Origin of the sequence: Acetobacter zythi (assembly GCF_963921165.1) — a bacterium.
In the GTDB taxonomy this organism is placed as follows: Bacteria; Pseudomonadota; Alphaproteobacteria; order Acetobacterales; family Acetobacteraceae; genus Acetobacter.
On the sequence record NZ_CAWUEO010000044.1, the window covers coordinates 120,528 to 140,411 of the forward strand.

Annotated in this window: 18 protein-coding genes; 3 read left to right on the plus strand and 15 right to left on the minus strand. The window is 56.2% G+C overall.

Translation table 11 applies throughout. The features are described from left to right. The 8 genes from AABE20_RS11815 to AABE20_RS11850 form a co-directional block, all read right to left on the minus strand. Entirely contained in the window at positions 1-1,410 is a 1,410-nt protein-coding gene (locus AABE20_RS11815) for a type II and III secretion system protein family protein (protein WP_338333246.1), read from the minus strand. After that, positions 1,397-2,242: a Flp pilus assembly protein CpaB gene (gene cpaB / locus AABE20_RS11820; RefSeq protein WP_338333247.1), complete on the minus strand. Its 846-nt coding sequence runs from the start codon at positions 2,240-2,242 to the stop codon at positions 1,397-1,399. Before cpaB ends, AABE20_RS11815 begins: the two co-directional genes overlap by 14 nt. Further along, a complete protein-coding gene (locus AABE20_RS11825) occupies positions 2,239-2,718 on the minus strand; it encodes an A24 family peptidase (RefSeq protein ID WP_338333248.1) in 480 nt (159 codons plus the stop codon). The genes cpaB and AABE20_RS11825 overlap by 4 nt, the downstream gene beginning before the upstream one ends. A 58-nt stretch (positions 2,719-2,776) precedes the next feature. Continuing rightward, entirely contained in the window at positions 2,777-2,968 is a 192-nt protein-coding gene (locus AABE20_RS11830; protein WP_338333249.1) for a Flp family type IVb pilin, read from the minus strand. A 311-nt stretch (positions 2,969-3,279) separates the two neighbouring features. Beyond that, positions 3,280-4,566 (minus strand): hypothetical protein, encoded by a 1,287-nt coding sequence (locus tag AABE20_RS11835; protein WP_338333250.1) that lies wholly within the window; start codon positions 4,564-4,566, stop codon positions 3,280-3,282. Between the two features lie 603 nt (positions 4,567-5,169). After that, a complete protein-coding gene (locus AABE20_RS11840; protein WP_338333286.1) occupies positions 5,170-5,634 on the minus strand; it encodes a hypothetical protein in 465 nt (154 codons plus the stop codon). Positions 5,635-5,648: 14 nt separating this feature from the next. Continuing rightward, a complete protein-coding gene (locus tag AABE20_RS11845) occupies positions 5,649-6,785 on the minus strand; it encodes a DegT/DnrJ/EryC1/StrS family aminotransferase (RefSeq protein ID WP_338333251.1) in 1,137 nt (378 codons plus the stop codon). Then, a complete protein-coding gene (locus AABE20_RS11850; protein WP_338333252.1) occupies positions 6,782-8,800 on the minus strand; it encodes a polysaccharide biosynthesis protein in 2,019 nt (672 codons plus the stop codon). The genes AABE20_RS11845 and AABE20_RS11850 overlap by 4 nt, the downstream gene beginning before the upstream one ends. Before the next feature lie 66 nt (positions 8,801-8,866). Between AABE20_RS11850 and AABE20_RS11855 the strand changes: the two genes are divergently transcribed. Next, a complete protein-coding gene (locus AABE20_RS11855) occupies positions 8,867-9,892 on the plus strand; it encodes an MraY family glycosyltransferase (protein ID WP_338333253.1) in 1,026 nt (341 codons plus the stop codon). A gap of 21 nt (positions 9,893-9,913) precedes the next feature. Here AABE20_RS11855 and AABE20_RS11860 read toward each other — a convergent pair whose 3' ends face one another. From AABE20_RS11860 to AABE20_RS11870, 3 genes are all read right to left on the minus strand, one after another. Further along, positions 9,914-10,357: a hypothetical protein gene (locus AABE20_RS11860; RefSeq protein WP_338333254.1), complete on the minus strand. Its 444-nt coding sequence runs from the start codon at positions 10,355-10,357 to the stop codon at positions 9,914-9,916. A gap of 192 nt (positions 10,358-10,549) precedes the next feature. Continuing rightward, on the minus strand, positions 10,550-10,963 hold the full coding sequence (locus AABE20_RS11865; RefSeq protein ID WP_338333255.1) for a MarR family transcriptional regulator: 414 nt from the start codon (positions 10,961-10,963) through the stop codon (positions 10,550-10,552). A 170-nt stretch (positions 10,964-11,133) separates the two neighbouring features. After that, entirely contained in the window at positions 11,134-12,561 is a 1,428-nt protein-coding gene (locus AABE20_RS11870; protein ID WP_338333256.1) for a leucyl aminopeptidase family protein, read from the minus strand. A 111-nt stretch (positions 12,562-12,672) separates the two neighbouring features. Between AABE20_RS11870 and AABE20_RS11875 the strand changes: the two genes are divergently transcribed. Next, a complete protein-coding gene (locus AABE20_RS11875) occupies positions 12,673-15,258 on the plus strand; it encodes a helicase-related protein (RefSeq protein WP_338333287.1) in 2,586 nt (861 codons plus the stop codon). A 165-nt stretch (positions 15,259-15,423) separates the two neighbouring features. Further along, the gene (fdxA, locus tag AABE20_RS11880) at positions 15,424-15,756 is read left to right on the plus strand and encodes a ferredoxin FdxA (protein ID WP_165990964.1); all 333 of its coding nucleotides are present in this window, start codon (positions 15,424-15,426) and stop codon (positions 15,754-15,756) included. A gap of 221 nt (positions 15,757-15,977) precedes the next feature. Here fdxA and cyoD read toward each other — a convergent pair whose 3' ends face one another. Genes cyoD through cyoA form a run of 4 tightly spaced genes read right to left on the minus strand, consistent with a single transcriptional unit; the run spans position 15,978 to position 19,838 of the window. Then, on the minus strand, positions 15,978-16,310 hold the full coding sequence (cyoD, locus tag AABE20_RS11885) for a cytochrome o ubiquinol oxidase subunit IV (RefSeq protein ID WP_086645069.1): 333 nt from the start codon (positions 16,308-16,310) through the stop codon (positions 15,978-15,980). Continuing rightward, entirely contained in the window at positions 16,310-16,915 is a 606-nt protein-coding gene (cyoC, locus tag AABE20_RS11890; RefSeq protein ID WP_165990966.1) for a cytochrome o ubiquinol oxidase subunit III, read from the minus strand. The genes cyoD and cyoC overlap by 1 nt, the downstream gene beginning before the upstream one ends. Further along, positions 16,915-18,906 carry a cytochrome o ubiquinol oxidase subunit I gene (gene cyoB, locus AABE20_RS11895; RefSeq protein WP_338333257.1) on the minus strand — a complete coding sequence of 664 codons (1,992 nt, stop codon included), beginning with the start codon at positions 18,904-18,906 and terminating at the stop codon, positions 16,915-16,917. Before cyoB ends, cyoC begins: the two co-directional genes overlap by 1 nt. Positions 18,907-18,911: 5 nt before the next feature. Beyond that, entirely contained in the window at positions 18,912-19,838 is a 927-nt protein-coding gene (gene cyoA, locus AABE20_RS11900; protein WP_165990968.1) for a ubiquinol oxidase subunit II, read from the minus strand. Between the last annotated feature and the right edge of the window lie 46 nt (positions 19,839-19,884).

Consider the following 19,884-nt stretch of genomic DNA (forward strand, 5'->3'; position numbering starts at 1 on the left):
CTACTCCACCATGAAACCAGCATCGCCAGTATCCATTTTCTGCCAGCCCCGCTGTTTGCGGACATCCGTGCCACTTTGCCGCATAAGGAACACACGCTCCAGATCCGTTGGGGCGACCCATCCTTCGTCCGGGGTGTGCAGAGCACTAATATTATCAACCGGCTTAACCAGATACGGTGTGACAATAATCACAAGCTCGGATTCGTTTTTCTGAAAACTGTTGGATTTGAAAAGCGCACCCAAAATTGGAATATCGCCCAGCCATGGCAGGCCAGTCGTGTTCATTTTGGTACTATCGGACAACAGACCGGCAATAATAAAACTTTGCCCACTCCCCAGTTCCACAACGGTATCAGCCCGGCGCACGGTAATGGCAGGAATCTGCACGGAGTTTGTACCGTTCTGGTAAGTTACGGCACCTTCGCTGGAAAGAGCACTGACCTCGGGCCGCACATGCAGGTTAATCCGTCCATCGCCGAGAACTGTTGGAACAAACCCTAGCGAAACACCATACTGCTTGAACTGCACAGTTGTATTGCCGCCATAGCTGGACGTTGGAATGGGGTATTCCCCCCCCACCAGAAAGCTGGCAGGCTGGCCGCTAATGGCAGTCAGGTTTGGCTCGGCCAGACTACGGACCAGACCATCCTGAGCCAGCGCATCTATGACACTTTCCATAGTCACCGGCGTTTTACCGACATTGAATCGCGATGTAATGCCGATACTGCTCTGCAATGTGGTCGCTGCGGCAAGTGGGCTCTGTGTTGCTGCCGCCACGGCGACAGACGTACCCAGAGCGTTAACATTCTGCCACTCCACCCCAAGCTCACGCACCAATGTCCGGTCCATTTCCACAATGCGCACACGCAGGTTAACCTGAACGGAGCCTGGAATGGTCGTGTAGTCCGCCACATACCCATCCTTACCAGCAAGGGACTTGGCATGGTCGACCAGTTTCTGGGCGGTCTGCGGGTCAGGTGCCTGCCCCTCTATTCCTATGCCATCTGGCAACGGGACGAGAGAAACATCTGGCGTAGTGGCCCCATATTTCTGCTTCAGGAGGGCCGCGTTGTAATTGGAGGCCACAATATGCACCATATACCGTGCAATAACGTCCCCTTCAGTATTGGTTGCCTCTACGGTCGTATTCCCCGGCGCAATACCAAATACAAAAAAGCTACGGGGGCTTGCGGGCCGAACTTCCGCCACCTTTGGATCAGCCGAAAACAGGCTGGCAGCATTGGCTGGCAACTTGACAACACGCCCTGCGCCATTGGCCAAAACGATTTCCGACCGGGAGAGTTCCGTAACACCCGCAGCATGCGCGCTCGGCTGCAGCTCAGCCAGATTGGGGCTTACGCTCAATGTTATGGCCAGAGATGAAAAAATGACCTTCTTAAAACTGAACATTTATTGAGCCTGCTGTACCGTTATAAACCCGGACCGTTGCTCCACTCTCATTAACGGTTGCAACCTCACCAATCTGCTTGTCCTGAACAACAGATGCAAGCGTGTTCTCATCCCCCTGAGAAGACCGAATCGCCAAAGAAAGGTGCCCCATGTCTGCCGCCACGTTAATGGCAACTGCCTGCTCCGCTGTAACTTCCAGCGTAACGGTTGTGGGGAAGGTGGCTGGTCGGGGCTCCTTGGCTTTTTTGTCATTCCGCGGATCATGCGGCCCAAAGTCTTCGGGGAACAAGGACTGATCAACACCGATAACCCGTAGCCCCAATGCAATGCCACGGGCGCTCACGGACTGAGCGCCTGTTGATGCATGCATGGTTTGAGTTAGAATCAGGTCAACACGGTCGCCTGGCTGCACTAAGCCCCCCACACTACTGACGGGAGAAACCTGCACACTCACCGCGCGCATGTTGGGTTTAAGGGCGGCAGAAAGAAAACCCGGCGCATTCACCCGGACAATCTGGGAGGACCGCAAAATACCCCCCTGCGTGATCTCCTCCTGTGCAATCGCACCATCAACCCCATCCAGATCGGCAGGAGTAGCAAGCACGGCACCAGAAGGCACCTTGGGCACAGGAAACACCCGGGAGGCAATATTACTGTTTTTGCGCACAAAATCACCCGCATGGATGGTGCGTGTTGCCACCATAACCTGCTCTGTTGGAACAGGAGGCGGGCCAGCCGGTTTTTCAACAGGACGCATCAAAGCACGAAAAAACAGCAGACCGCCAATACCGCCAACGGCCAGAAACGCAATCAGCAATACCCGAGGATTCATAGAAAACCACCCTGCAGAGCAGCCACAACAAACCCCGCGGCTATGGCCACTGCATACGGCAGGGCAAAGCCCCTACGTATTCTCCAGCATTCAATGCGCAGGGTTCGTCCATACAAAGGCGTTGCAGGCACAGAGACAACCTTCCGTAAAACCAGATACAGAACTGCCAGAACCCCGCCCATAACCGCAATATCCAAAATATATTGTATCTGCCACAGCGGCGGGAACAGCAAGGAAGAAGACGCTATCAACTTTACATCCCCTCCCCCCATAAAACCAGCCAGCCATAACCCAAACGCACAACTAAAAATAACACAGGCCCCGACCAGCGCTCCCCACCCATGATAGGGTAACCGAACGAGGCCCATAAGCAAGAATACCACAGAAATCCAATCCGGTATCTCGCGCGCGCGGATGTCTGTCACCACGGCAAAAAAAAGGAGTGAAAGTGCCAAAATGAATAAAGACACTTTCACCCCATTTAGACTGTAACTTGAAACCTAAACTAAACAAGCTTGGCCATTACGCCAATGATCAGCTTGCAGGAATGTTCTGCGCAATCTTATCGAACTGGGTGTTCAGGTTCGTCCCGATAGATTTAACAGACGCAATAATCACACCAGCAATCAATGCCGCGATCAGGCCGTATTCAAGCGCCGTAACACCTTTACGGTCACCGGAAAGCGCACGGGCGCAGCGCGCAAAACTGATTTTGAAAAATTTCATTGCAAAGACTCCTTACTTGGCAAAATTTTTTGAAAATTGCCGTTTCGCTTAATAGCAAATGTAATTACTCCTCCGCAAATAATCAATCATGGTTAAGTATATTTAACCATAATTTTTTTTGCATAGACCCGCCCCCTCAAAAAAGGGATATTTACATCGATTCCCATGCATAACAATCTAATACATAAATCGAATATCTAACCATTATTTATTCTCACCTCCACGCTGCGGAGATCACCGGATTAAAAACAAGGTCATTGGGTGCAATTTTTTAAGTCTAATTTTGTGCCTATAAATCCATAAGACGACTATTAATTATAGTCTATTCTGGAAAATTTTTCCTTCACATACACAATCCCATACTTGTCTGTATAAAGACGCTTCCATTGTGGGTCGGCATCCAACACATTGACCAGTTTTTCTGTGGGCTCCAAATAAGCCCAACGCAGGTCGAACTCACGGGACCATGCCTGCAGCAAGGCCTTATCGCCCTTCATCAGGGCCAGATACTCTTTCATGAAGGCATTGCCATACATATCAGCCCGACCATCCATAATCGGTTTGATGTGCTCAAAAATTAGAAAACCTCCCATTCTGTATGAATTCAGAACGGGCAATTTGCGCAGTTCTTCGGGAACACGCGCCAAAGCGGCAAGAGGGGACGAGGGTCCATCAGGCAAAACAAACGGAAAAGCCGTGCGCAACTCTGTTAGCCCACCCACAACCCCCACCAGCGCCAGCCATTGCATGGCCGACACATGCCACACGCCGCCCACCCCTTGATGACCAGACGCCAGTTTACCCAAAGGAGACGCCAGAATTAAAGGCACAAACACTGCCGCCAGCAGCTCATAACGCACATGACGGACAGAAAGATATATAAAGCCCGCAACAAGCAGCCACCGCACAGGAGAAAGCCGCAACCGCCGGGTAATGGCAACATACACGAGCGCACAAAAGATCAGCACAAATGGCTCGGTCAGTTGCAAGTGCATGGGTGCCCATTCCCGTATTGATGTCAGTTGCGGCATCATCACCAACTGCACCGGAAAAAGCAGGCCACGCCAACCGTTGGGCGAGAAAGCTACAGCCACACAGGACAACGCAAAAAATCTTACCCAAGCACCCATGACATGCAGGCGCGTGTGCTTTGCCACCACTATGGCTTCCAAAGCAAAGGGGAAGATCAGGGACAAACCGATTGCAAAACTACCATGCAGATTTGTCCAGATCAGAAGAATGAACACACTTGGCCAAGGTGGGGGAGCATTCCCTTTTTCCCGGGCGCTCAGCAATAAAATGCTCCATATGACAAAGCACGGTAACGCCAGAATGTGTGGCCTTGCCAGTAAAGATGGGAGCGTCAGGACAAAACTGCTCGCAAACACAAGCGCAGTAGACAACAGACTGGCGCCTCTTTGTACAAAAAAGACCGCCATACTCCCCATGGCCAATGCATACGCCAGACCCGTCAGAATCAGCACGCCCCCCCAACCGGTCCAGCCATAGGCACACGCCATCAATACTTCTGCCAGCCATTCATGCGCCACCCAAGGCATGCCAGCAAAACTATAGGAAAAAGGGTCGGTCTGAGGCACGGCATGATGCTGCAAAATCCATTGCCCAGCAGCAACATGCAAAAAAGCGTCACCATCATCTAAAATATGAGGATCAATAAAAACAACAAGAGCATATGATATGAAGACGACCAAAAAAACACAAATAAATCGTGATTTTGTGTATATTTTGCTTATCATTTAATTTTCAATCTTCATCACAAACCAACAATACATCATTTGCTTCTGGAATAAACCAAAATTTTATCCAGACTGTATTGAAAAAACATTCTCTACCCAATGAAAACAGAGAGACACCACCCAAAAACATCATGCGCTTTAGCTGGAAAAAATGCCTCAACTGCCCGCAACAGGCGTCCCCCGTGACCAACAGCCATCGGCAGAAGACTTCAAGATAAGCCTATTAAACGCAACGTGGCCGGTTAAAAAAGCAGAAAAGCCCTTAACTGCGCGGATTTATGCACCTCAACACCACCATAAGGAAGAGGGAGCATGACATCTGCGCCTGTTGCACACCATTCCACTGTGCATTCCTGAAAAACGTTAAGCCCGCATGGTGTTTTTCCATTATCACCATCCCGGTTTTACAGGTAGAAACCAGCGCCTCTACTGTTCCGGGTGAGCTTATGGAAAGCTGGAATGTTTGAACGGATAACGGTCAACCATCATGCGCAGGGGAGCAAATTCCTTATTGGAGAACGTTTCCGAACGCACCCATGATCCGTCAGGCGACTCCACAAAAACCGTTGCATTCCAGTCGGCCGCACTAATGCCCGTCCATAGGGTAAGGGTCAGCACATCCTTGCCCTGAGCATCCTTGAGCAGCAGGTGCGAATCCCCCGATGAGGGCGGCGTACGGCTGAGTGGCCCCCAGCCAGACTTGTGGCTGGACAGCCATTTGTTCACATCCACCACTTCGTCCACCTCCAGCGGGCGCTGGTGGTGCATAGGCCCCACGTCAATGACACCGCTGGCAATCTGCGGAAACGAAACAGGCTTGAAGTTAGGCAAAGCAAAGGTCCAGATGACCACCGTGGTGCTGATGGTTAAAACCAGAAAACCAATGATAAACGCCGTTTCTTTCCGCATCATACTGCTCTTTCTTACCCTACTACTGCGGCAATCACGCGCGCTACGTCTTGGTTTGTCAGTTCCGAATGAATGGGCAGAGCCAGAATGCGCTGCGCCAGATCCTCCGAAACAGGCAGCACCGTCCCATCATGATGGTCCTTGTATGCGGGCTGCTTATGCAATGGCAAAGGATAGTAAATGGCCGAAGGCACACCCTGCTCCTTCAGACGTGCCTGAAGACCATCTCGTGCCGCCGTATCTGCCAGCAATATGGCGTAAATAGCCCATGCGCTCCGGCTGTCGGGCACACGGGCTGGCACCTGCACACATCCGGCAAGGCCTGCATCATACTGCGCGGCTATGGCGTTCCGCCGGGCCAGTTCATCTGTAAAGCTGTCCAGCTTGGCCAGCAGCACTGCGGCTTGCAGGGTATCCAGCCGACCGTTCATGCCTGTGCGCAAAACCTCGTACCGCGTGGTCCCTTCACCATGCGTGCGCAAGGAGCGGTACAGTGCCGCCCGCTCGGGGTCATCGGTCAGAATGGCGCCGCCATCTCCATATCCCCCCAGCGGTTTGGAGGGGAAAAAGGACAGGGTCGTGGCTGTAGCCTCACGCCCCAGTGGTTTGCCTGCCAGATCCGCCCCAAAGGACTGGGCGCAATCCGCCATGAGGAACAACGCTTCTTCCGCGGCAATAGCCCGCAGTTCCGGCCATGGCGCGGGCTGGCCGAACAGGTCCACACCCACAATGGCACGGGGCCGCAATTTGCCCGCAGAACGCACCGCCTGAATACGGCTGCGCAAATGCGCTGGATCAATCTGGAACGTATTGGGGTCCACATCCACAAAAACCGGAGTAGCCCCAAGCAGCAAAGGCACTTCCGCAGTGGCTGTATAGGTAAAAGCGGGCAGAAACACCGCATCGCCCCGGCCTATGCCTTCGGCCATCATAACAATCTGGAGCGCGTCCGTACCAGAGGACACACCCACGCACTCACGCGCGCCACACCATGCCGCCAGACGCTCCTCAAGCTCTCCAACCTCCGGCCCCATCACAAAACGGCAATGGGCCAGAACAGCATCCAGACGCTGCCGCAGCACAGGCTCCATCCGCTTTTGCTGGGCTGCAAGATCAAGAAACGCAATGGGCCTGATATCTGAACTGCTCATGGTGCCATCTGCTCCGTGCCGTCGGCCTTTATCTGTCCGTCCTTTACAGCACCGGAGACTTTTGCACCAGCCGGAGCCAGTTCCCGCACCTCTCCATGAGGATTATGGTCGAACTCGGGCACCAGTTGGCACAGGGTTTGCAAAACAGCAGACACGTCACTCTGGCGGGCTTGGGCGGTCATCTGCTCAACTGCTGCGCGCACCTCCGCCAGCTCCACCACGCGCGGCGTTGCCATGAACAACCCCGGCGAGTCGGTCGGAACAGAAAACTCACGCCCGTGGAACAGTTCCTCGTACAGTTTTTCTCCCGCACGCAGGCCGGTAAAGTGGATGGCCACATCCTCATCCGGTTTAAGGCCCGCAAGGCGCACCATTTGCCGAGCCAGATCAACAATTTTAACCGGCTCCCCCATATCCAGCACAAAAATACCGCCATGGCTGAGCAGAGTATCCATCTCCGTGCCCACAGCACAGGACGTGCCACGCACACAGGCCTGTAGAACAAGCCCCACAGCCTCGGACACGGTCATAAAATAACGGCGCATTTCCGGGTGGGTTACGGTCAGTGGCCCACCGCGCGCCAGTTGCCGCTGGAACAGGGGCACAACAGACCCGGTGGACCCCAGTACATTACCAAACCTGACCGTAATGCAGCGCATGCCCTCCGGCGGCCCCAAGGAACGGGCCTGAATATCCAGCGCCTGACAATACATTTCCGCCGCGCGTTTGGTCGCCCCCATAAGATTGAACGGATTGACCGCCTTGTCGGTGGAGATAACAACCATGGCCGCAGCCCCATGCCGGGCTGCGGCATCGGCCACCACGCGTGTTCCATGCACATTGGTCAGCACCCCCTCCGCCGGATTGGCCTCCACGATCGGCACATGCTTAAGTGCTGCCGCATGGAACACCAGATCTGGCCTGTGCTGCGCCATAATGGCGTTAATCCGCCCCTCGTCACGCACATCGGCCACAACCACCTTGCGTAAAATATCCGGGGCGCACTCTGCCAGTTCCAGATCTATCTGCCAGAGTGCAAATTCGCCGTGGTCGAGCAAAATAAGGCAGGCAGGCGCATGGCGGGCAATCTGGCGCACAAGCTCGGAGCCAATTGTGCCTCCCACCCCCGTAACCAGCACTGTTTTCTGGTTGATCAGGCGGTCCATGCCAGCATGGTCGAGTTGCACCTGCGGGCGATTGAGCAGGTCTTCGGGCTGGATGGGGCGCAGATGCACCTGATCCGCCGGGGCCATGTCCGTCATGGCAGGGGTTCTCAGCACCGCAACACCGTATTCAGCCGCCACATCCAGCACATGGCTTAGCGCACCGCCCCTGAATGTGGTGTTCGTCACCACCAGCGCTTCGGGCAGTTGCGCCCCATTGCGCAGCCGTTCCAGAACTGGGGTAATCTCTTCAATCTGCCCCAGAATTGGTACGTTACGAATCCGCTGGCCGGTTTGCTGCTCACCCAGCCCCACCAGCCCTGTAATGCGGATATCCGTGTCGTTGCTCCGCTCCAGCGCCCGGATGAACAGGTCCGCCTCTGCATCCGTACCAACCAGCAGAACCCGTTGCCCATTGGGCCGCCGTGCGTCAGGTCTGTGGGCAAGGCGATGAGACACCCTTACTCCGCCAAGCAAAACAAGCAGGACAAGCGCATCAACAAAAGGGAACGCAACACTGGGCAGGGGCAAACCCACCCACACCAACCCGACCGAAAGCAGCAGGGCACTGGCAACCGATGCGCCAGCAAGGCCCAACAGGTCCGACACACCCGAAAAGCGCCAGTATTGCTGCGGCAGCCTGAATGGCAGGCCGCTCACCACCAGCGAGACACCACCCCCACCAGCAAACCACAATGCATGGTGCAGGCCAGCATGAGGGGCCGCCAGCCAACGGGCCAGTAATGCCGCCAGTGCTGCCAGCGCGCCATCAAGCAGGATATTGAGAGCAATCCTGTTCAGCGGCCAAAATCTTGAATAATGATGCTGGAGCTGAGAACGTTGCGAGACCATGATCGTGCGCTTATAGCCCAGCGCCTGACATCCTAGAAGCAGCCTAACCGGACAACGCCCTCTTTCATGTCTTTTTTTTCCTCCGTTCTGGCTTTTTTATGCCTGCTCTGCGCGGCCCTGCTGTGTTCGGTGATCATACGATGCATGATCAAGCTGGCGGTTATGGACCACCCGGAACACCGCAGCGCCCATGCCACCCCCACACCCAAAGGGGGAGGAATCGGGGTTATGGCTGCATTCGGGCTATTTTTTCCTGCCTTACAAATACTGGCAGGTCAGCCAGTTCTGTCTTTTTCCTGCCTTATGGTGGCCTGTGCGCTCACGCTCCTCTGTGGGGTTTCATGGCTTGATGACCTCTACCAGTGGCCCCCCGGCATTAAATTTGCAGCGCAGGCTCTTGCCGCCTGTCTGGTCGTGTACGGCGGTATGGGTCTGGTCTGGCCAACACCACTGGCGGGGGCGGTGCTCTCCATCCTCTGGTTGGTTTTTGTGACCAACGCCGTCAACTTCATGGACGGGCTGAACGGGCTTATTGCCGGGTGTCTGGCCTGCGCGGCTATGGTTGTGGCCCTTGCCGCACCATTTTTTGGTGTACCCGCCCTACAATGGCCAGCCCTGCTGCTGCTCACCTGCCTTGTGGGCTTTCTGCCCTTTAACTTTCCCCATGCCCGGATTTTTCTGGGCGATGTGGGCAGTCAGGGGTGCGGCCTGCTTGCCGGGGCCACAGCTTTGTATATTGCCAACCATACCACCCAGCCCCGTGGGTGGGTGCTCGGGCCAGCGCTGCTCTTGCCGCTGATATATGATGTTGTGTTTACACTGATCCGCCGCTGGCGCGCCGGGCAGGCTCTGACCCAAGCGCATAGGGGGCATCTTTACCAGATCCTCCACCGCAGCACCGTGCCCGTGCCTGTTGTATCCATGCTCACATGGTGCCTGACCCTGTGGGGCGGTGGCGTGGCCTGCCTTGTTGCCCCCACAACTGGTTTTTGGGGCGGTGTGGCTGGGGTAAGCCTGCTTGTGCTCCCCCAGTTGGCATGGACCGCATGGGGCGTGGTCCGCGCGCGCCAATACGCGATTGGCGTATGGTAGACCACGCCACCTGACAGCTTGTTATTTGAGGGTCAGCGTCAGCCCCTGTGCGGAACCAGCCAGCCTTGCACCCTGGGAGATGGTTTCAATCTTGATCCGCACGCCGTTCTTGTTTTCCAGCACGGCACCACCCAGACCCTGACCCAGCGTGGCCTCACCATGGGCGGCGGCATAGGTACCATCAAAATCCTTCAGGCGGTGCAGGTTATAAACCGTTCCTGTGCCCTCGATCTTGGAAAAACCAACTGCGGCAATTGTGCCGCCGGTAATGGAGAAGGCATGCACCTTGCCGCCATAAGTCAGCTTTCCCTCACCCCACGTATATCCCAGCCCGATATCGGCCGATTTGGCGGTCAGGGTCAGCTTTGCGGTGGGTGCCCCCATGGCATCAGCAGCATGTGCGGCTGATACGCCAGCAAAAGACACGGCCAAAGCAGCAACAGCAAAAACAGAAGAAAAACGCATGGGAGGGCTTCCTTTAACAGATGTGTCCAGAAGAATACCCAATACCTGACGGTATGAAAGCATCTGACACGGGTAGAAAGCCAACGCCCCCAAAGCAGAAAGGTTGCCGGTTACAACCCATGACCACCCTAAAGTGAGTCACAGGCCGTAACACGACAACCTTTGTATTATGTTTGACTGATTACCGGCTGATCAGGCGGCAGCAACACGGCGCAGGCGGCGCACTGTTGCCACTTTTTCTTCCTGCTGGGTGTTCTGGCCCGCGTCACGCACGGTCGTACCCATAATGGAGCGGATTTCCTTCAGGTAGGATGCGCCTTTGGGGGTACGCTGCACCAGAACGGACCGGCGATCCAGCGGGTCCACCTTGCGGCGTGCCAGATCCAGTTCAGTCAGACGGTCAAGCGCACGGGTAATGGCGGGCTTGGACACGTTCAGGCTTGCCGCCAGACCGCGCACCGTATGCCCGCTCTCATCCAGATAGCAGGTCAGGAACACAGCGAGCTGACGGGCGGACAGGTCCGGCCCTTCTCCACGCACCAGTGCAACAATGGTATCCCGCAGGGTCTTGACCAGATCCTCTGCCTTTTCTGCGGCCTGCGCCATGACGTTCAACTTCCTTTTCTGCCGGGACCAAGAGCCTTGGCCCACCCGGCTGTGTTTTTCCGGCCCGTATGCAAACCGGAATGAATCTGATGCGCTTTATATAGACACCGAAACGATTTTTTAAAGCACTGTCACAAAAAATTCTTACGCCTTATCGGCCTGTAAAAACCCTAACTCTTTTCCGCGCGATTCGTTCCACAAAGAGAACATATTACACGAAAAAGTGCTCGAATTCCGGGAGTATCTCCCCCTTCTGGCCGCCCCGGCCTGCTGGAATCATTCCACGCATAACTGTCGATATGCACCCAACGCTGGTCTGGTTTTACAAAATGTTCCAAAAACAGACCCGCCGTAATGGCCCCTGCCATGGGGCGGGAGGCAATGTTGTTCAGGTCCGCCACAGGGCTTTTCAGCCAGCCCGCATAACCCTGCCAAAGCGGCAGACGCCACAGGGGGTCGGCCTCATACTCCGCGGCTTCGGCAAACAGCATGGCCGTGGAATCGTTATTGCAGAACAGGGCGGGCAGGTCCGGCCCCAGCGCCACACGGGCAGCCCCTGTAAGGGTTGCTACATCGACCAGCAGGTCTGGCTGGCTCTCGCCTGCCTCATGCAGCAGGTCACTCAGCACCAGACGCCCTTCGGCATCCGTATTGCCAATTTCCACCGTCAGCCCCGCACGGCTGCGAATAACATCCAACGGCCGCATGGCATGGCCGGATACGCTGTTTTCCACACAGCCCAGCCGCAACTCCAACTTGACCGGCAGGTCCTGCGCCATAACCAGATGCGCCAGCGCCAGCACGGTGGCAGCACCGCCCATGTCCTTTTTCATCCGCAGCATGCCGCTTGAGGGTTTGATGTCATACCCCCCGCTATCAAAGCACACCCCTTTGCCAACAAGGGAGATCAGAGGCGCATCCTTGCCTGCGTGTGTGCCGCTCCAGCGGGCGACAACCACCCTTGGGGCACGCTCGGAGCCATTGCCAACATGCGCCAGCAATGGATAGGCCTCATCCAGTGCGGCCCCCTTGAGCACCTCAACCTCAGCCCCCAGCGGGCGCAGGGCCGCCTTGGCCTCCCGCGCCAGTTCGGATGGACCCAGCAGGTTGGCGGGGGTGTTGATCAGGTCGCGCGCAAAGCAGATGGACCGCGCCATTTGTGCGGCCAGCCCTTTACGCTCCGCCGCCGTCACCACAAGCCGGGGACCTTCCGCCGGGCTGCCGCCAGTTTTCAGGCTGTAGCGGTATGCACCCAGACAAAAGCCCAGAATAACATCATCCCGCGCCACGTCCTCGGGCACCTGCACGGTCCAGTCCCCTTCGGGCAGGTCCAGAGCCAGCTTGCCAAATACAAACGGGTCACGCGGGGCTTCTTTTGCAGGCAGCCCAAACAGAGCCTGCACCTTGCCCTCGGGGCCGGGCACCAGCACAAGCTGGCCCACACGCGCGGCAAAGCCGCAGCTTTCGGCAAAGGCAACCGCAGGCTCGCCTGCCAATGCCACCCACGTCTCTCGCTCACACGCACGTACGGCATGGACGGTGCAAAGAGTCTTCCGCCTGCGCGCAACGGTCAGGCAGTCCAGATCATGAATAGGCATGGCATTCCTCCTTCTGCCCGCACCCTGCGCCTCCCTTTTCCATCATGCAACGGGGGAGGTTATACGCATTGCCGACTTGCTTTTCAGGCCCGGGCATCGGACCATGGCGGCATGAAGGTTTCCACCCGCCAGATGGCACCTGCCCTGCACGCCACCCACTTTGCGGATCAGGCTCCGGTCCGGGCCATTCTCGGCCCGACCAACACCGGGAAGACGCATCTGGCACTGGAGCGGATGCTGGCGCACTCCTCTGGCATTATCGGCTTTCCCCTAAGGCTTCTGGCGCGCGAGAACTACGACCGCATGGTGCGCCTTAAAGGTGTGCGCTCGGTGGCGTTGATTACGGGGGAGGAAAAAATCATTCCTCCACAGGCCCGCTGGTTCTCCTGCACGGTTGAGGCCATGCCCATGAACCGCCCGGTGGATTTTGTGGCCGTGGACGAAATCCAGCTTTGTGCAGACCCAGAACGCGGCCATATTTTTACCGACCGTCTGCTCAACGCCCGCGGCCTGTCCGAAACCCTGTTCCTTGGGGCCGACACCATTGCCCCCCTCATGCGCAGCCTGATCCGCGATGTGGAAATTGATACCCGCCCCCGCCTGTCCAGCCTGAACTACACAGGGCATACGCGCCTGTCGCGCCTGCCGCCACGCACGGCCATTGTGGCGTTCTCCATGGCTGATGTGTACGCCATTGCCGAACTGATCCGGCGCAAGCGTGGCGGATGCGCCGTGGTTATGGGCCAGCTCTCCCCACGCACCCGTAATGCGCAGGTCGCACTCTACCAGAACCGCGAGGTGGACTATCTGGTCGCGACCGATGCCATTGGCATGGGCCTGAACATGAATATCGACCATGTCGCCTTTGCTGGCCTGTCCAAATTTGACGGGCAACGCCACCGCATGCTGGCCCCGGCCGAAATTGCCCAGATTGCCGGGCGCGCGGGCCGTGGCGCGCGGGATGGCACCTTTGGCACAACCGGAGAGTGCCCCCCCCTGCCAGACGCCATGGCCGAGGCGGTGGAAACCCACAAATTTGAACCCCTTTCCTTTTTGTGGTGGCGCAGCAGCAAGCTCGATTTTACCTCCCCACAGGCCCTACATGCCAGCCTGTGCCAGAAGACCCCACACCCCAGCCTACGCCCGGCCGAGCCTGCCGCCGACATGCAAACACTCAGCGCGCTCATGCAGACCCCTGCCGTGCGCACACTGGCTACAACCGCGCAGAACACACGCCTGTTGTGGGAAATCTGCCAGATCCCGGATTTTCGGAAACTGGGGCTGGACAGCCACATCCGCCTGTGTGGCCAGCTTTTTAGCATTCTCGCCAAGGATGGGCGTCTGCCCTCCTCCTGGCTCAAAGGACGCCTTGCCAGTCTGGAACACACAGGAGGCGAGATAGAAGACCTGATGCACCGCCTGATGGGCATTCGCACATGGTCCTACGTTGCCGCCCACCCCGAATGGGTCGAAAACGCCGAACACTGGCAGCGCCACACCCGTATGCTCGAAGACAGCCTGTCCGATGCCCTGCACGAACGGCTGGCCAGCCGCTTTGTGGACCGGCGCGCCGCCAGTCTGGCCCGCAGACTGGAAGAAGCCGATGGCGCCCCCCTGCTGTGCGCCATTAACAAATCCGGCCAGGTGCGCGTGGAAGGGCATGATGTGGGGCATATGCGCGGCTTTGCCTTTATTCCCGACCCCGAAGCCGCCCGTTCCGATCAGGCTCTTATTCTCAAAGCGGCACGGCGCGCAGCACGGAGCGAGATCCCCCGGCTTGTCGCCCGTTTTTTGCAAGCCCCGGAAAGCGAAATAACGCTGGATCCTTCAACAGGTCACATCCTGTGGCGAGATGAGCAGATTGCCCACTTACGCAAAGGCCCATCGGTGCTGCACCCGATTATCCATATTGACGATGCCGAATTTCTGGAAACCACCCACAAAGCCAGAATACGTGAACGGCTGGCACAGTTCCTGACCGCCTTGCGTGCACACAGCCTTGCCCCCCTGTTCCGCGCGGAACAGGCCGTTGCCCAGCACCCCCTGCTCCGGGGTATTGTGCATGCGGTTATGGAAAACGGCGGGGTTGCTACCCTGCCAGCACCACCATCCCTCCCCCCGGCGGAGGCTACACTCCTCAGGCGGCAGGCCATACGGCTGCATGGCACTCTCGCCTTTTGTACGCCGCTGTTCAAACCCCAAGCCATGGCGCTCCGCAGCCTGCTGTTACGCACCTACACAGGCCAAACGCTAACGCAGCTTCCCCCCCAAGGCGCGGTCTCCATGCGCCTGAGCGCGCCCGTGCCACCACTTGAACAGGAACTACTGTGCAGTCTTGGCTGGCTGGTCAGCCACGGCACTCTGGTTCGACTCGATATTGCTGCCAGTATCGTGCAGGACATGCGCGCTTTATGTGCCCGCACCCCCAAACCCTTGCCTCAGGCTCTGGCATCCCGCCTTGGCGTAAGCAAAAAAGACCTGCCCTCTGTGCTCAAAGGGTTAGGAATCCGTCTGCAACCCCCGGCTGCCCTGCCCCCGCGCCATGCTGGGCCGCCTGCTCCTTTTATGGTTTTGCCAACACGGCGCACAGAAAAAAGAAAACAGCACCCCAAACGCCCAGATTACGCCAAACATCGGCAAAGTGCCCAAAACAACAGTCCTTTTGCCATTTTGAGCACCCTGCGCAGCCAAATGTAGGAGCAGCCCTGCTCCAACAGAAGTGCCCCCTTTCGTGCAAGCGGGTTGCCATCGTGCAAAAACCCCATCATATCTGCGCCATCCTTGGTGGCACGACCGGCTGGTCGGCCATCTGACCCCACGCGGCGAGCCCCACTCGACCGCCAGATAATTTCGGAGATGGCAATGACCTACGTGGTCACTGAAAACTGCATCCGCTGCAAATTCATGGACTGTGTGGAAGTCTGCCCCGTTGACTGCTTCTACGCCGGTGAAAATTTTCTGGTTATCAACCCCGACGAGTGCATTGACTGCGGCGTATGCGAACCTGAATGCCCGGCCGAAGCCATTTTCCCCGATAGCGATGACCGGTCAGCAGCGTGGGCAGAAATCAACACAAAATATGCAAGCCAGTGGCCCAACATTACGCGTAAGGGCACAGCACCGGCCGATGCGCAGGAGTGGAAAGACAAGCCCAACAAGGCTGAACTGCTCTCCCCCGAGCCGCACAAGGACTGAACCTGCCTCCACAGGTTCCATAATAAAAAAGGCACCGGAAACCCCGGTGCCTTTTTTATTGCCTGCCCTCTCCCGGCCAGTCAGATGCGCACAATCTGCCCCAATGCCGGTTGGAGAAGCTCAGACAGAACAAACAAAAAACCCCGGAGCCAAAGCCCCGGGGTTTTTTGCTGCTGACCGCAGCCCCAGCCAAAGCCGGAGCCGCAAAGCCTTACATGATATCAGCGAGACATCATGTTCATGGACGTGTTGGCCATCACAAAGACCGTGCCAACAATGAGGATGGACACGAATGCAACGGTGAAAACAAACGCAATGTTGTTCCAACGCGCTTCAGAACCACCACCCATGTGCAGGAAGTAGTGCAGATGCACCAGAACCTGAACAAGTGCCAGAACAGAAAGCACCGCCAGCGTGCCGGTTGGCGCAAGGCTGTGGCTCATGACCACACCAAACGACAGAACCGTCAGGATAACAGCAAGAACAAAGCCGATAAGGTACGAAGATACGCTACCGTGGCTCTCGCCCGAGGAGGATGTGTTCGGATTGCTCATCAGATCATGCTCGCCAGATAGACATAGGTGAAAACACAGATCCAGACGATATCCAGGAAGTGCCAGAACAGGCTCAGGCAGGTGAGCTTGTTCATCATGCGTTCCGGAATTTCAGTTGTCCCCATCAGCTGAACCATCAGGGTAACAATCCAGATCAGACCACACGTCACGTGCAGACCGTGGGTGGAAACCAGCGTGAAGAACGCAGACAGGAATGCACTGCGGTCGGGGCCGGCACCATCCGCGATCATGTGCGCAAATTCACGCACTTCCAGACCAACGAACCCAAGACCAAGAAGGAATGTGACGCCAAGCCACATGATTACCTTGCTGATCTGGGTCTTATGGGCGGCAATCATGCCAAACCCATAAGTGATGGAGGAGAGAAGCAGGAGGGCTGTTTCCAGCCCAAGCCCACCAAACTCAAACAGTTCGTGTGGGGTTGGCCCACCATTGAACTGGTTACGCAGGACTGCAAACGTGGCGAACAGAGAGCCAAAGATAATGCAGTCCGTCATCAGATAGACCCAGAACCCGAACACCACCGTATTTTCGTGGTGATGCTCGTCGTGGCCTGCGGTCGGAACAGTTGTGTTCTGTGCCATTATTCTGCTGCCTGTGCCATCAGTTTACGGGTGTGCTCGTTTTCGATCCGGGCAACCTCTTCGGCAGGGATATAGTAATCAATATCCTTGTTAGCGCTGCGTGCGATAATCGTAGCGATCACGCCCACAAGGCCAATGGCTGCCAGCCACCAGATGTACCACACAGCGGCAAAACCGAAGATCAGGGCAAATGCACCAGCGGAAATACCAGAAGCCGTGTTTTTCGGCATATGGATTGCTTCGTACTGAGCGCCAGCCTGACGGGTATCAATGCCGTTTTCCTTGTCATGCATGTAGGCATCAAGCGTGCTGACATGCGGGACAATGGCGTAGTTATACACCGGCGGGGGAGAAGAAGTGGACCATTCCAGCGTACGGCCGTTCCAAGGATCGCCCGTGAAGTCGCGGTTTTCGGGTTTGTTGCAATCGCGGATGGAGACAAAAATCTGCATCAGCTGGCAAACAACACCAAACAGGATCAGCACTGCGCCAACTTCGGCGATCAGCATCCAAGGATGCCAGGCCGGGTTGTCATAGTGGTTCATACGACGCGTCATGCCTTCGAAACCGAGGACATACAGCGGCATAAAGGCAAAGAAGAAGCCAACGAGCCAGAACCAGAAGGCGCGGATGCCCCAGGCTTCGTTCATTTTGAAGCCAAGAACCTTCGGAGCCCAGAAGTTCATGCCACAGACGTAACCAAAGTACACACCACCGATAATCACGTTATGGAAGTGGGCAATCAGGAACAGGCTGTTATGCAGCACAAAGTCGGAACCGGGGATGGCCATCATAACACCGGTCATACCACCGATGGTGAACACCACCATGAAGCCAACAGCCCAATACATGCAAGCATGGTACTGGATGCGACCCTTATACATGGTGAACAGCCAGTTAAAGAGCTTAACACCGGTCGGGATGGAGATGATCATGGTTGCGATGCCGAAGAAGGCATTCACGTCCGGACCAGCGCCCATGGTGAAGAAGTGATGCACCCACACAAGGAAGGACAGCACCATAATGGAGCAGGTTGCATAGACCATGGTCTTGTAACCGAAGAGCGGCTTGCCGGAGAAGGCAGGCACAACTTCGGAGAACACACCAAAGGCAGGCAGAACAAGAATGTAAACTTCCGGATGACCCCAAGCCCAAATCAGGTTCAGGTAGAGCATCTGGTTGCCGCCACCATCATTGGTGAAGAAGTGCATACCGAAGTAACGGTCCAGACCCAGAAGGGCCACGGCAACCGTCAGCACGGGGAAGGTCGCCATGATCAGGATGGAAGAGCAGAAAGCCGTCCATGTGAACACGGGCATCTTCAGCCAGGTCATGCCTGGAGCGCGCATCTTAACGATGGTTACGAAGAAGTTTACGCCAGTCAGCAGCGTGCCAACACCAGAGATCTGGATTGCCCAGATATAGTAGTCAACACCCACGCCCGGGCTGAACTGCATTTCGGACAGCGGGGGATAAGCCAGCCAGCCGCACTGCGAGAACTCACCAATGAACAGGGACACGTTCACAAGCATGAACGCAACTGCCGTCATCCAGAAGCTCAGGTTGTTCAGGAACGGGTAAGCCACGTCACGTGCGCCAATCTGGAGCGGCACAATGAAGTTGAACAGACCGGTCATGAACGCCATGGCCAGGAAGAAGATCATGATCGTCCCGTGAGCGGAGAAGATCTGGTCATAGTGATGCGGGGGCAGGTAACCGGGGTTACCGGCATAAGCCAGCGCGAGCTGGGTACGCATCATAATGGCATCCGCAAAACCGCGGGCCAGAGCAACCAGCGCCAGTACAATGTACATGACAGCCAGACGCTTGTGATCGACAGAGGTAAACCACTCTTTCCAGAGGTAGCCCCACTTGCCGTAATAGGTAATCAGTCCCAGTACCGCGACACCGACAATGAGAACGCCGATGAACGTACCTACTAGGATCGGCACATCCAACGGGATGGCCGAAAGCGATAGTCTCCCTAGCATAGATCCTATTCCTTCATATTCATGTCGGACATCGCGGACTGCTGCACCTGAATCATTTTGCCAGTGCTTTTGTCCATGACCATGCCGTTGTTGTATTTGGCAACGATCGTGTTGAACATGCCGGGTTCAACATGCGCGAAATATTCGACGGGGTTCGCTTCGCTTGGTGCAGCCAGTTTAGGATAGGTCTGGCTATCCAGCTGTTCGGAAGATGCACGCACCTTTTCGACCCAGGCATTGAACTCATCATTGCTCATCGCCAGAGCATGGAACCGCATATCCGAGAAACCACGCCCACTGTAGTTGGCGGATTCACCCATGTAATCGCCCGGCTCGCTTGCCAGCAGATGAAGCTGGGTCTGCATGCCTGCCATTGCATAAATCATGGAACCAAGACGCGGGATGAAGAACGAGTTCATCACGGAATCAGAGGTGATGTCGAAATCAACAGGCGTGTTGACCGGCATAGCCAGCTGATTAACTGTTGCAATTCCCTGTTCGGGATAAATGAACAGCCACTTCCAATCCTGTGCCACAACCTGAACATGCAGCGGCTTGGTATTGGCTTCTGCCTCAAGCGGCTTATAGGGGTCCAGAGAATGACAGGTCTGGTAGGTGATCACTGCCAGAAACAGAATAATCAGAGACGGAACGCCCCAGATCACCACTTCAATCTTGTTGGAATGGCTCCATTTCGGCAGATATTCGGCACTTGTGTTGGACTGGCGATACTGCCAGGCAAACCAAAGTGTCAGAATAATGGTCGGAACCACTACGATCAGCATTGCGATCACAGAGGTGGTAATAAGAGTTTTAACCCCCTCTCCCACCGGGCCTTTCGGGTCCAGAACGTCTAGTTCGCACCCGGCAAGCAGCAACGCTGACGATAGGCCGCCCAATCGCGCCGTTCTCGCCAGTAACTTGTTTTTCATCGCACGCCTCTTGGTTCTGACATCAACTTAGCCTCACAAAGACTTT

Excerpts from the sequence above, each read along its gene's own strand:
- AABE20_RS11815 (WP_338333246.1), bottom strand. The coding sequence starts at position 1,410 with ATGTTCAGTTTTAAGAAGGTCATTTTTTCATCTCTGGCCATAACATTG.
- cpaB (WP_338333247.1), bottom strand. The coding sequence starts at position 2,242 with ATGAATCCTCGGGTATTGCTGATTGCGTTTCTGGCCGTTGGCGGTATT.
- AABE20_RS11830 (WP_338333249.1), bottom strand. The coding sequence starts at position 2,968 with ATGAAATTTTTCAAAATCAGTTTTGCGCGCTGCGCCCGTGCGCTTTCC.
- AABE20_RS11840 (WP_338333286.1), bottom strand. The coding sequence starts at position 5,634 with ATGCGGAAAGAAACGGCGTTTATCATTGGTTTTCTGGTTTTAACCATC.
- AABE20_RS11845 (WP_338333251.1), bottom strand. The coding sequence starts at position 6,785 with ATGAGCAGTTCAGATATCAGGCCCATTGCGTTTCTTGATCTTGCAGCC.
- AABE20_RS11850 (WP_338333252.1), bottom strand. The coding sequence starts at position 8,800 with ATGGTCTCGCAACGTTCTCAGCTCCAGCATCATTATTCAAGATTTTGG.
- AABE20_RS11855 (WP_338333253.1), top strand. The coding sequence starts at position 8,867 with ATGTCTTTTTTTTCCTCCGTTCTGGCTTTTTTATGCCTGCTCTGCGCG.
- AABE20_RS11860 (WP_338333254.1), bottom strand. The coding sequence starts at position 10,357 with ATGCGTTTTTCTTCTGTTTTTGCTGTTGCTGCTTTGGCCGTGTCTTTT.
- AABE20_RS11865 (WP_338333255.1), bottom strand. The coding sequence starts at position 10,963 with ATGGCGCAGGCCGCAGAAAAGGCAGAGGATCTGGTCAAGACCCTGCGG.
- AABE20_RS11870 (WP_338333256.1), bottom strand. The coding sequence starts at position 12,561 with ATGCCTATTCATGATCTGGACTGCCTGACCGTTGCGCGCAGGCGGAAG.
- AABE20_RS11875 (WP_338333287.1), top strand. The coding sequence starts at position 12,673 with ATGAAGGTTTCCACCCGCCAGATGGCACCTGCCCTGCACGCCACCCAC.
- fdxA (WP_165990964.1), top strand. The coding sequence starts at position 15,424 with ATGACCTACGTGGTCACTGAAAACTGCATCCGCTGCAAATTCATGGAC.
- cyoD (WP_086645069.1), bottom strand. The coding sequence starts at position 16,310 with ATGAGCAATCCGAACACATCCTCCTCGGGCGAGAGCCACGGTAGCGTA.
- cyoC (WP_165990966.1), bottom strand. The coding sequence starts at position 16,915 with ATGGCACAGAACACAACTGTTCCGACCGCAGGCCACGACGAGCATCAC.
- cyoB (WP_338333257.1), bottom strand. The coding sequence starts at position 18,906 with ATGCTAGGGAGACTATCGCTTTCGGCCATCCCGTTGGATGTGCCGATC.
- cyoA (WP_165990968.1), bottom strand. The coding sequence starts at position 19,838 with ATGAAAAACAAGTTACTGGCGAGAACGGCGCGATTGGGCGGCCTATCG.